Origin of the sequence: Variovorax sp. CCNWLW186, assembly GCF_037203865.1 — a bacterium.
In the GTDB taxonomy this organism is placed as follows: domain Bacteria; phylum Pseudomonadota; class Gammaproteobacteria; order Burkholderiales; family Burkholderiaceae_C; genus Variovorax.
Genome location: NZ_JBBCBO010000035.1, coordinates 20,118 through 32,265 on the forward strand (window position 1 = coordinate 20,118; position 12,148 = coordinate 32,265).

At 66.2% G+C, this 12,148-nt stretch carries 9 protein-coding genes; 4 read left to right on the plus strand and 5 right to left on the minus strand.

Annotated features, from left to right (window positions below):
* Positions 1 to 7 precede the first annotated feature (7 nt).
* A complete protein-coding gene (locus tag V9K97_RS26105) occupies positions 8 to 1,363 on the minus strand; it encodes an MFS transporter (RefSeq protein ID WP_337296119.1) in 1,356 nt (451 codons plus the stop codon).
* 95 nt (positions 1,364 to 1,458) lie between these two features.
* A complete protein-coding gene (locus tag V9K97_RS26110) occupies positions 1,459 to 2,682 on the minus strand; it encodes a multidrug effflux MFS transporter (protein ID WP_337321680.1) in 1,224 nt (407 codons plus the stop codon).
* 213 nt (positions 2,683 to 2,895) lie between these two features.
* Between V9K97_RS26110 and V9K97_RS26115 the strand changes: the two genes are divergently transcribed.
* The gene (locus V9K97_RS26115) at positions 2,896 to 4,773 is read left to right on the plus strand and encodes a M48 family metallopeptidase (RefSeq protein ID WP_337321682.1); all 1,878 of its coding nucleotides are present in this window, start codon (positions 2,896 to 2,898) and stop codon (positions 4,771 to 4,773) included.
* A complete protein-coding gene (locus tag V9K97_RS26120) occupies positions 4,770 to 5,180 on the plus strand; it encodes a hypothetical protein (RefSeq protein WP_337321683.1) in 411 nt (136 codons plus the stop codon). Before V9K97_RS26115 ends, V9K97_RS26120 begins: the two co-directional genes overlap by 4 nt.
* A gap of 21 nt (positions 5,181 to 5,201) precedes the next feature.
* On the opposite strand, the gene V9K97_RS26125 is transcribed toward V9K97_RS26120, so the two are convergent.
* From V9K97_RS26125 to V9K97_RS26135, 3 genes are read right to left on the minus strand one after another with little or no spacing between them, the layout of a single operon-like run.
* Positions 5,202 to 5,777 carry a methylated-DNA--[protein]-cysteine S-methyltransferase gene (locus V9K97_RS26125; RefSeq protein ID WP_337321685.1) on the minus strand — a complete coding sequence of 192 codons (576 nt, stop codon included), beginning with the start codon at positions 5,775 to 5,777 and terminating at the stop codon, positions 5,202 to 5,204.
* Positions 5,778 to 5,808: 31 nt separating this feature from the next.
* Complete coding sequence (locus V9K97_RS26130; protein WP_337321687.1) at positions 5,809 to 8,877, minus strand: FAD-binding and (Fe-S)-binding domain-containing protein; 3,069 nt, start codon at positions 8,875 to 8,877, stop codon at positions 5,809 to 5,811.
* A gap of 9 nt (positions 8,878 to 8,886) precedes the next feature.
* Positions 8,887 to 9,582, minus strand: coding sequence for a GntR family transcriptional regulator (locus V9K97_RS26135; protein WP_337321689.1), 696 nt, complete (start codon positions 9,580 to 9,582; stop codon positions 8,887 to 8,889).
* 121 nt (positions 9,583 to 9,703) lie between these two features.
* Between V9K97_RS26135 and V9K97_RS26140 the strand changes: the two genes are divergently transcribed.
* Together V9K97_RS26140 and V9K97_RS26145 are read left to right on the plus strand one after the other, a co-directional pair.
* Entirely contained in the window at positions 9,704 to 10,945 is a 1,242-nt protein-coding gene (locus V9K97_RS26140) for a pyridoxal-phosphate-dependent aminotransferase family protein (protein ID WP_337321691.1), read from the plus strand.
* 119 nt (positions 10,946 to 11,064) lie between these two features.
* Positions 11,065 to 12,042: a Bug family tripartite tricarboxylate transporter substrate binding protein gene (locus V9K97_RS26145; protein ID WP_337321695.1), complete on the plus strand. Its 978-nt coding sequence runs from the start codon at positions 11,065 to 11,067 to the stop codon at positions 12,040 to 12,042.
* Positions 12,043 to 12,148 lie beyond the last annotated feature (106 nt).

Consider the following 12,148-nt stretch of genomic DNA (forward strand, 5'->3'; position numbering starts at 1 on the left):
ACCCTATTCAGCCATGGTGCCCTGTCGTCTTGAGCCGCAGGCTGCTGAAAATTGCCGCAACGCCGGCGCAACAGGCCGCCAGCACCAGTGCCACCACCGGCCCGTGGCCGCCGTGCGGGCTCCATACGCTGAACACGCCCGCCAGCACCACCGCCCCCAGCGTCTGGCCCGTGAGCCGCGCCGTGCCCAGCATGCCGCTGGCCGCGCCGCTGCGGTGCGCCGGCGGCGAGGTCACGATGGTGTGGTTGTTCGGCGACTGGAACAGGCCGAACCCCAGGCCGCACAGCGCCATGCGCCAGGCGATGTCGGCATTGCCCGGGTGGGCCGGCAGCGCGGCCAGCAACGCCAGCCCGATGGCGAGCAGGCCCAGCCCGATGCCGCCGAGCAACCCGTCCGGGTAGCGCCCGATCAACCGGCCCGCCAGCGGTGCCATGGCGACGATGGCCAGTGGCCAGGCGGTAATGAGCAACCCGGCTTCGATATGGCTGCGGCCGTACACGTCCAGCAGCAGGAAAGGCAGCGCAATATAGGCCAGCATCTGCGCGCAGAAAGCAGCCACCGAGGTGCCCATGGACAGCGCGAACACCGGAATGCGCAGCAGGTCGATGGGAAAAAGCGGCACCGCCAGCGTTCGCTGCCGCCGCAGATAGAAGAAGCCCACTGCTACCCCGGCCAGCAGGATGAGCCAGGCTGAGGCATGCGAACCGCCCGCCGCCGCGCCGCCCTCTCGCACCCCCAGGCGGTCGACGCCCAGGAACACCAGCGAGAACATCAACACGTTCAACGCCACGTCGATGGGCGAGAAGCGCAGGCCCGCTGCCGGCGCCACGCGGTTGAACGGCAGCGCCTTCATGCCCAGCGCGAACACGAGCAGCCCGAGCGGCACATTGATGGCAAAGAGCCATGGCCACGAAGCCACAGACAGGATGGCCGCCGCCACCGAAGGCCCCGCCACCGAAGACGTGGCCACCACCATCGAGTTGATGGCCATGCCCCGCCCCAGCAGCGCCGAAGGAAAGGTCAGCCGCACCAGCGCCGCATTCACGCTCATGATGCCCGCCGCCCCCAGGCCCTGGAAGGTGCGGGCGGCAATCAAGGTACCGAGCGAATTGGCGAAAGTGGCGCCGATGGATGCCACCGTGAACACCGCCATGCCCACCAGGTAGACGCGCCGGTAGCCCACCAGGTCGCCGAGCGACGCCAGCGGCAGCAGCATGACCAGCGTGGCGATCTGGTAGGCGTTGACCACCCATATCGCATGCGAGGGGCTGGCCTGGAGCTCGCGCGCGATGCCTGGCAGCGCAAGGTTGACGATGGTGCCGTCGAGCACCGCCACCATGATGCCGAGGATGATGACCAGCATCGCGCGGCGGCGCGCGGGTTGCTCGAGCCCGTCGACTTGCTGCGTGGCCTGGCTGGTCTTGGGCACCGCGGCCTCGGTGCCTGCACGCGTGGTGTTCAAGCCTCTTGCGCTCCTTGTGCGCCGCGGGTGGGTTGCGAGGGCACGCGCCCCAGCGTGAGCCAGGTCAGCACCAGCGCAATCAGCGCGCCGCCGGCCATGCCGGTCACCATTGGCAGCGGGCGCCCGTCGGTAAAGAGGCCCACCACCGCCATGGCCAGCGCACCGGTCAGCATCTGCAGCGTGCCGAGCAATGCCGAAGCCGTGCCGGCAATGGCTCCATGCATTTCCAGCGCGAGTACGCCGGTGGTCGGGATCACCAGACCCATGAAGCCCGAGGCGATGAAGTAAAGAACGATCAGCACCCAGATGCTGTCGCCGCCCGTCGCAAAGTACCCGAACATGGCGAGCATGGCCGCGCCCGATGCCGCCACGCCGAACTTGACGAGGCCCACCAACCCGAAGCGCTCGCCGAGCGAGCCCGTGAGCTGCGAGGCGCCGATGAAGGCCGCCGCATTCACGCCGAAAGCCACGCTGTACATTGCGGGCGACAGGCCGTAGTGGTCGATCATCACGAACGACGAATTTGCCAGGTAGGTAAAAAAGCCCGCCATCGCGAAGCTGCCGATGAACACCAGCCCAAGGTAGTGCCAGTCGCGCAGCAGCAGCCAGTAGGCCGACAAGGCGCTGCCGAGGCTGCTTTCCACGCGCTGCGACGGAGGCCGCGTTTCCTGCAACTGCGTAACCATCATCGCCAGGCCGGCAGCCGCGGCAATGGTCACCGCCCAGAACACGCCGCGCCAGCCCGTGAGCGCAATCACGGCGCTGCCCGCCAGCGGCGCGAGGATGGGCGACACGCTGAACACCAGCATCAGCAGCGACATGAGCCGCGCCGCGTCGGTGCCGGTGTGCAGGTCGCGCACCACGGCGCGCGGAATCGCCATGCCGGCCGCCGCCCCCAGGCCTTGCACGAAGCGCAGCACGATCAGCGTATGGATGTCGGTGGCCAGCGCGCAGCCGATGCTCGCAAGCGCAAACAGCACCAGCCCGGCATAGAGCGGCGGCTTGCGCCCGACCATGTCCGAGATCGGCCCGTACAGCAGTTGGCCCGCGCCCAGCGAAAGAAAGAACGCCGTGAGGCTCATCTGCACCGCGCCAATGTCGGCGCGCAGGCTCTGCCCGATGGCCGGCAGCGCCGGCAGGTACATGTCGATGGCGAAGGGACCGATGGCGGAGAGCAGGCCCAGCAACAGGGCCATCTTGAAGAAGGGAGAAGAACGCATCGAACCGATTGTCGCCAAGCGCGGCGGTTGGTGCAGGCGTGGGGTCGCGCCCGGCCGTTGCTAATTCTGGCGAAAGAGTACGAACTTGGTATTCAGGTGGTTCGCGCCGCCGCCCTCTTGGATATTCGCAATGACGCAATCGGCGGCTACGCTATCGGCTTCCCGGAATATTCAGAACGATTCACAACAACAGTCTCCTGGAGGGAGTTAGCCATGGCCGTCGCGCGCACGATCCATAAAGACCTTTTTCGCGTGTTCTTGCTGACCCTGGTGTCGCTCTTCGCCATTCCGGCGGCGACACTGGTTTTCACCGAATACGCGCTGCGCTCGCAAGACGCCGAGTTCTTGCAGGCGATCGAATCACGCATCGCGGCCGACACCCGCCTCTCCGCGGCGGACAAGGCACTCACCACCGAGTTCTATCGCAGCCACCCGCTGTCCAAGGCGTGCAGCGCCACCGCGCCTGAAGACAAGGACTTTCACGACCAGGTGTGCAGTCCTTATTCGATGCAATGGCAGTTCCATTGGGCCGACCGTGCAGCCATCTGGACGCTGGCGCTCGGCGCGGCGCTGCTGGCGGCCGCCTTGGTGCTGGGCGCCCTCGCCTTTGCCAACCGCGGCCTTCGCTATGCCAGCTTTGTGGCGGGCTGGCGGCTCATGACGGTGTCGAGCGCGGTCGAGGTCGTGCTGCAGAGCGCGATGCTGGTGTGGCTGTCGTTCTGGCTCACCGCGTATTTCATGGAGCGCTATTACGTTAAGCTGATTGCGATCGCCGGCATTGCAGCGGCCATTGCTGTGTTCTATGCGATCTACACGCTGTTCAAGAAGCTGCCCTTCGGCAGCGAGATCGAAGGCGAGCTGGTCGCCGAAGCCGATGCGCCCCGCCTGTGGAACCGCATCCGCGAACTGGCCACCCGCGTGAAGACCGCGCCGCCAGACCACATCGTGGCCGGTATCGACACCAACTTTTTCGTGACCGAGGCGCCCTGCGACGTTCGCGGCCGTACGCTGAATGGCCGCACGCTGTTCGTGAGCATTCCGCTGCTGCGCGTGCTCGACCAGACCGAAGCCGATGCGGTGCTCGCGCACGAGCTGGCCCACCTGGGCGGCGGCGACACCCGAAGCAGCGCCGCGCTCGGCCCCAAGCTGCAGCAGTTCGACCAGTACACATGGGAAATGCGCGGCGGCGGCCTGACCATCGTTGCTCACTTCTTGCTGCGCCTGTACCGCATGATCTTTTCGTTCGCCCTGGCGCGCGACAGCCGCGAACGCGAATTCAAGGCCGACCGGGTTTCCGCCGGTCTGACGGCGCCCAACGCCATCGTGCAGTCGCTCATCAAGATTTCGGCCTATGCGAGCTACCGAAACGACGTGGAGCAGAAACTCTTCGAGCACAACCGCCAGCATGACGGCGCGCTTGGCATTGCCGGCTTCGTGGCCGCGGGCTTGCCGCCGTATGCGGGCTCGGAGGCCTTCATCGAGACGATGAAGACCGCCGATGTGCCGCACCCCTACGACACCCACCCTCCGCTGCTGGAGCGCATGCGCAACGTCGGGCATCACGTGCCCGAGAGCGCCTATGGCGCTATCGTCGCGACCGCGCCGAGCGCCTCTTGGGCCGACGAAATCGAGACGGCCGCCGACATCGAGGCGCGGATGTGGAATGACTATGAGCAGCGCTTCGTGCAGAACCACGAACTGAGCCTTGCCTACCGCTACGAACCCGCCACGGACGAAGAGCGCGCCGTGGTGCTGCGCCACTTTCCCCCGGTCGAGTTTGCGTTGAAGAACAACGAGCGCGTACAGGTGAGCTACCAGGGGTTGCACCAGAGCGTCGACGGCGGTTCGACGATCGGATGGGACGAGGTCAAGGACCTGACCTTCCAGGACAACGCCTTCGCCGACATGCTGATCGTCACCCACCACGACAAGGGCATGCTGGGTGCGCGCACCACCAAGGTGAAGGTGGGCGGCCTGGGCAAACAGAAGGACAACTTCAAGGGCGCCGTCGGCCGCTACTGGCAGCGGCACCAGATCATGCGGGCCGAGCAGGCGGCGTCGGCTCGGGCCGAAGAGGAAGCACCGGCATGAAATCCGGCAAGCTTCCCACGCTGCTCGTCGTTCTGGCCGTGGCGTACTTCCTGAGCAGCCTCGGGCACTTCACCCACAACGCGGAGTTCATCTGCGAGTACCCGAACCTGCCGGCCTCGTTCACCAGCGCAAGGATCTACGCGGCCTGGGCGGCAATTACATCGGTGGGCGTGCTCGGCTTCTTCTTGCTCATTGGCAAGAAGTGGATCGCCACGGGTCTGGTCCTGGTTGCTGCATACGCCGTGCTCGGATTCGACGGCCTCGGCCACTATGCGCTCGCACCGTTCGAGTGGCATACGCGCATGGCCAATCTCACCATCCTCTCGGAAGTGGTCGCCGCGGCGCTCCTGTTGTCGGCCACGGTTTACCAGTTGGCAGTGCGCCTGCGCCAGCCGACAAGTGTCTGAAGAAGAGTTCGGCCAGGGCTTCTAGAACAGCGACGCCATGCCGTTCGGCCGCGCGCCCTCGATGTCGAGCATGCGCAGTTTCGTCAGCGCGCCGCCGCCCGCCGAAAAGCCGCCGGGCTTGTTGCCCGCGGCCAGCACGCGATGACACGGCACCACCGGCGCGAAGGGGTTGTGGCCCATGGCCTGCCCTACCGCGCGGGAAAGGCCCTTGTCGCCCAGCTCGGCCGCAATTTCGCCGTAGGTGCGCGTCTGGCCGGGCGGAATGCGGCGCGCAATGGCGTAGATGCGCTGATGGAATTCCGACACGCGGCTCATGTCGAGCTCGATGCCGCTCAGGTCATCGGGCGCGCCTTGCAGCAGGGCCTGGATGGCTGCGATTGCCTTCTGCGCGCTCTCGGGCGGCACGGCTTCGGTCAGATCCGGAAAGCGGCGCCGCATGCGCGCCCGCGTGGCAGCTTCTCCGTTTTCTTCAGGCAGTTGCACGCCGATGAGCCCGCGCGCGCCCCAAGCGAGCGCGCAAGTGCCTATTGCGGTGTCGAACAGCGCGAAGCCGGGCTCCGCCGCAACTGCTGCTGTGGTCGCTGCTTCATCGTTCATCGCCCCATTTTGTGCCACCCGCGACAGCCGTTCAATCGGCCAGGGCTGCCGGCGCCAGGTGCCGCTCCAGCAGCACGGCGACGTGCACGGCTTCGCGTTGCGCGCCATCGCCGATCTGGTGGCGGCAGCTGGTGCCGTCGGCCACCACAATGGCTCCCGGCTTCGCGCGGATCGCCGGCAGCAGGCTGGCCTCGGCCATCTGCATCGACACGTCGATATGGCGCGCCTCATAGCCAAAGCTGCCGGCCATGCCGCAGCATGAGCTTTCGATCAGTTCGGGCTCGGCGCCGGGAATGAGCCGCAGCACCTCCAGCACCGGGCTGACCGCGCCGAACGCCTTCTGGTGGCAATGGCCGTGCAGCAGGATCGGCGCCGTTGCGGGGGTGAGCGCAAGCGCGAAGCGGCCGGCCTTCATTTCGCGCGCAATGAACTCCTCGAACAGCAGCGCCTGCTTGGCGACTGTTTCGGCCTTCTTGCCGAAGCCCATCACCAGGGTTTCGTCGCGCAGTGTCAGCAGACATGAGGGCTCGAGCCCGACGATAGGAATGCCCGCCTCGGCCAGCGGCTTGAGGGCGTCGATCAGTGCCTCGGCACGGCGCTTGGCTTCAGCCACCATGCCGCTCGCCAGGAAGGTGCGTCCGCAGCAGTGGTGTCCGCCGCTTTTTTCGACCGTGTGCAGTGTGTAGCCCGCGGCCTTGAGCACGCGCGCGGCGGCCAGCGCGTTCTCGCTTTCAAAAGTGCCGTTGAAGGTATCGACGAAAAGCACTGCGGCCTTGCCTCCGTTCGCCTGCACCGACAGCACCGCCTCGCGGCTCGCGAACATGCCGTGCAGGTCGGCCTTTGCGCGCCAGAAGGTGTCGGTGCGCCATTCGGGCAGTGACCGTCGCGCGGAAAAACCGAGCAGCTTTTCGCCCAGCCAGGCTGCGCCGGGCAAGGTGTTGCGCAGGTTCATGAGCCACGGCATGCGGCTCGCCTTGTGCGCGTAGTCGGGCATGTACGCCACGATCTTGTCTTTGAGCGTGTGGCCGTGGCGCTTCTTGTAGTGGTCGAGAAACTCGATCTTCATCTTCGCCATGTCCACGCCGGTCGGGCAGTCGCGCTTGCAGCCCTTGCAGCCGACGCACAGGTCCATGGTCTCGTGCATCTCTTCGCTGGTGAAGGCGTCGGCGCCGAGCTGACCCGAGAGGGCTAGCCGCAGCGTGTTGGCGCGCCCGCGCGTCAGGTGCTGCTCGTCGCGCGTCACGCGGTAGCTCGGGCACATGGTGCCGGCGTCGAACTTTCTGCAGTGGCCGTTGTTGTTGCACATTTCCGCGGCCTTGGCCAGGCCGCCCGTGCTGTCACCCCCGGTACCGGGCGCGGTGGTCTGCTCGGTCACCGGATCGGCGTTGACGTTCCAGGCCGACCAGTCGAGCACGGGCTTGAGCTCGATGCGCTTGTAGGGCCTGGGCGCCGTGGGCGGTGCAAAGCGGAACAGCGCGCCGTCGTCCATGCGCGGCGTGTCGATGATCTTGCCGGGGTTGAAAAGATTGGCCGGATCGAGTTTTTGCTTGATGGCGCGAAACGCCTCGTTGATGGCGGGGCCGAACTGCCATTCGATCCATTCGCCGCGGCACAGGCCATCGCCATGCTCGCCGCTGAAGGCGCCCTTGTACTTGCGCACCAGCGCGGCGGCTTCTTCGGCAATGGCGCGCATCTTGGCGCCGCCGTCTGCGCGCATGTCCAGAATTGGCCGCACGTGCAGCGTGCCGACCGAGGCATGCGCATACCAGGTGCCGCGGCTGCCGTACCGGGCGAACACCTCGGTCAGCGCATCGGTGTATTCGGCCAGGTGCTCGAGCGGCACGGCGCAGTCTTCGATGAAGCTCACCGGCTTGCCGTCGCCCTTCAGGCTCATCATGATGTTGAGGCCGGCCTTGCGCACTTCCCACAGGTTTTTCTGGCGCGCGTCGTCGGGCATTTCGACCACGCTTCCGGGCAGCCCCAGGTCGCCCATGAGTTCGACCAGTTGCTTGAGCCGCGGCAGCAGCGCGGCCTTGTCGGCACCCGCAAACTCCACCAGCAAGATGGCCGCCGGCTTGCCGATGAGCGCCGTTTCCACCGTGGGCTTGAAGGCCGGGTTGGCAAGGCTCAGCTCGATCATCGTGCGGTCGACCAGCTCCACCGCCGTGGGGCCGAGCTTCACGATGTGCTGCGCCGCATCCATGGCCGAATGAAAGGTCGGAAAGTTCACGATGCCCAGCACCTTGGCGCGCGGCAGCGGTGCGAGCTTGAGCCTCAGGCTCTTGGTGTAGGCCAGCGTGCCTTCCGCGCCGATCAGCAGGTGCGCAAGGTTCACGCTGCCGTCCGCCGTATAAGCCCGCTCGCTCTGGTTGTCGAAGATATCCAGGTTGTAGCCGGCCACGCGGCGCAGCACCTTGGGCCAGTGGGCGTGGATCTGCTCGCGGTGCTCGACAGCCAGCCCATGCACGAACTGCGCAATGCCGGCAGCGCGAGGGGCCAGTGTGGCCTGCGGGCCGAATTCGACCAGCTCGCCGCTCGAAAGCCAGGCGCTCGCGCCGAGCACGTTGTGCACCATGTTGCCGTAGGCAATGGAGCGCGAACCGCACGAATTGTTGCCGGCCATGCCGCCCAGCGTGGCCTGCGCGCTGGTCGACACGTCGACGGGGTACCAGAGCCCGTGCGGCTTGAGATGCGCGTTCAGGTGGTCGAGCACCAGGCCCGGTTCGACGGTGACGGTGCCCTCTTCCACATTCACGTCGAGCACGCGGCGGAAATGCTTGCTGTTGTCGATCACCAGTGCGGCGCCCGTGGTCTGGCCGCACTGGCTGGTGCCGCCGCCGCGGGCGAGCACAGGCACCTTCAGGTCGCGCGCAATGTCGATGGCGGTGGCAATGTCTTGCTCGTTGGTCGGCACGAACGCGCCGACCGGCGTGATCTGGTAGATCGACGCATCGGTGGCGTAGCGCCCGCGCGAACCGTCGTCGAACAGCACCTCGCCTTGCGTTTCGGCGCGCAGCCGGCGTGCGAGCGCATCGCAGGTTTCGTTGGGCGGAAGAACGGTTCCGGCGGGCTGGATGTGGCTTGCGGGATCGACGCGCATGGTGTGGGGTCAGCTCGCTTTGTGGGTCTGGGGGTAGATTTCACCGGCGCGCATGAGCTCCAGCACCGTGTCGCGCTTGCGCATGAGGTGCGCGACCATCACCTTGCGCATTGCCGGTGCGTCGCGCGTGGCCAGCGCGTTGACCATCTGCTCATGCTCTTCGACGGCGTGCTTCCACTTCGCGTCGTTCTGGTTTGTGCGAAAGCGCAGCGACTGCACGCGGGCGTTGATGGAACGGTAGGTGCTGGCCAGCACCGGGTTTCCCGCGGCCTCGTTGATGGCGGTGTGAATGCGCGCGTTGAGGCGGTAGTAGCCCGAGAGATCGCGCCGCGCGAAGCAGGCCATCATTTCGTAGTGCAGCGCGCGCACCTCGGCCAGTTCTTCATCGGTAATGCGCTTGGCCGCCAGCTCGCCCGACATGCCTTCGAGCATGGCCAGCACCTCGAAGGTGTTGAGCACATCGGCTTCGGTGAGCTTGATCGCCACGGCGCCGCGGTTGGGCAGCAGGTCGACCAGCCCTTCGGCCGCGAGCAGCTTGATGGCCTCGCGCAGCGGCGTGCGCGACACGCGCAGCTGCAGGCACAGCTCGCGCTCGTTGAGCTTTGCGCCCGGGGCGATGTGCCCTTCGACCAGCATCGTGCGCAGGCGCGAAGCCACCTGGTCGTGCAGCGCGAGGCGCGAGATTTCGATGATGTCTGCAGTCATGTCTGTTTCCCTTGAATGCATTTTGAATGCAAAAAACCACAGCTGCAATCGGTGTTGTTAAGGGTAAACCAGCATGCTTTATTCAATTTTGAATGCAAAACTGAAGGCGAAAGGACAGTCCATGCTGCAACTCGACATCCATCCTACCGGCCGCCACTTCCTCCAGATTCCCGGCCCCAGCCCGGTGCCCGACCGCATCCTGCGGGCCATGAGCCTGCCGACCATCGACCACCGCGGGCCCGAGTTCGGCACGCTGGGGCTCAAGGTGCTCGGCGGCATCAAGCAGATCTTCAAGACGAAGCATCCGGTTGCCATCTACCCTGCTTCCGGCACGGGCGCATGGGAGGCCGCGCTGGCCAACACGCTGAGCCCGGGCGACCACGTGCTGATGTACGAAACCGGGCACTTCGCATCGCTGTGGCAAAAAATGGCCACGCGGCTCGGCCTGTCGACCGAATTCCTCGCGTGGACGGGCAAGGACGAGCAACTGCCCGCCGCGCCCAGCTGGCGCCGCGGCGTGCAGGCCGATCTCATCGAGGCCCGCCTGCGCAAGGACACCGAAAAGAAGATCAAGGCCGTGTGCGTGGTGCACAACGAAACCTCCACCGGCGTCACCTCCGAAATTGCCTCAGTGCGCAAGGCCATCGATGCGGCGGGACACCCCGCGCTGCTGATGGTCGACAGCATTTCGGGCCTGGCGAGCGCCGATTTCCGGCACGACGAATGGGGTGTGGACGTCACCATCAGCGGCTCGCAAAAGGGTTTGATGCTGCCGCCCGGCATCAGCTTCAACGCGCTCTCGCCGCGTGCGCTCGAAGCCTCGAAAACCGCCAGGCTGCCGCGCGCGTTCTGGGCCTGGGACGAGATCGTGGAGATGAACAAGGACGGCTACTGGCCCTACACGCCCAACACCAACCTGCTCTACGGCCTCTCGGAGTCGCTCGACATGCTGCTCGGCGAAGGGCTGGACAACGTTTTTGCGCGCCACCAGCGCTGGGCTGCCGGCGTGCGCGCGGCGGTCAACGCTTGGGGCCTGCCGATCCAGTGCGCCGACCCGGCCGTGTACTCGCCCGTGCTCACCGGCGTGATCACCCCGGAGGGAGTCGATGCCGATGCGCTGCGCCGCCTGATTCACCAGCGCTTCGATCTTTCGCTGGGTACCGGCCTCGGCAAGCTCAAGGGCCGCATGTTCCGCATGGGCCACCTGGGCGACAGCAACGACCTGACGCTGGTCGCCATGGTGGCGGGCGTCGAAATGGGCATGAAGCTCGCGGGCATCAAGCTGGCAGGCAGCGGCGTGCACGCGGCCATGGACCATTTCGCAAGCCACGCCGCATCCCCGGCACTGCAAAAGGCCGCGTAGCGCACGAACCCGTTCACACCCGGCCGCAACGCGTCGCTCGAACGGCGCGGCGGCCGACACCCTTCCCTGGCATCCAGTCAGGCACGCATCGGACCCACCACACACTGGAGACAAAGATGATGCAGAGACGTTCGCTGATTCAAGCCGCGGGTGCCGCGGCCGCCACGCTGGGCGTGCCCCGGCTCTTCGCGCAGGAGTGGCCCAGCGGGCCGGTGCGCATCGTGGTGGGGTTTCCGCCGGGCGGGGGCACCGATGCGCTTGCGCGCGTGGTGGCGCAAAAGCTCACGACCATGTGGAACCAGCAGGTCATCGTCGAGAACAAGGGCGGCGTGGCGGGCGTGCTGGCGGCCGAATACGTCTCGCAGCAGCCCAGCGACGGCAGCACGCTGCTCATGGCGCACATCAACAGCCACGCGCTCGCGCCGAGCCTTCAGCCCAAGCTGCGCTACAGCGTGGAACGCGACTTCGTGCCGATCGTGCTCGTGGGTGTCACGCCCAACCTGCTGATTGCGAGCCCGGCGCAGAAGGCACTCACGGTGAACGACATCGTGTCCGCTTGCAAGGCCTCGCCGGGCACGGTGAGCTTCGGCTCCGCGGGCGCCGGTTCGGCACAGCATCTGGCACTCGAAATGTTCAAGCTGCAGGCCAAGGTGGATGCGCTGCACGTGCCGTACAAAGGCAGCGGCCCGCTCTTGGCCGACCTGATGGGCGGCCAGATTCAATACAGCTTCGAAACCATGACCGCAGCCACGCCGCACGTAAAAAGCGGACGCGTCTTGGCCGTGGCGCAGACCCGAGCCAAACGAGCCAAGGGCCACCCCAACGTTCCCACCATGCAGGAGCAGGGCTTCGCCGGTTTCGAGGCCACAACTTGGTACGGCTTGGCAGGCCCGGGCAAGCTGCCCCAGTCGGTCGCCGACAAGGTCAACCGCGATGTCAACACGGTGCTCGCAATGCCCGACGTGCAGGAAAAGCTCGACACCTATGGTGCGGAGGACGGGGGCGGCTCACAGGACAAGTTCAAGCAGTTCATCGCGACCGAGATCGCCAAGTGGGCCAAGGTGGTGAAGGATGGCAAGGTGCATGTCGATACTTGACTTGCTGCCTTGTTGACGGGTTCAGGGGATTCAGGGCGGCGCACCCGCCGACGGGGTACCTTTCTCCGCGAATGTCCCCCGGGGCTGCGCCCCTCCTCCTTTATTT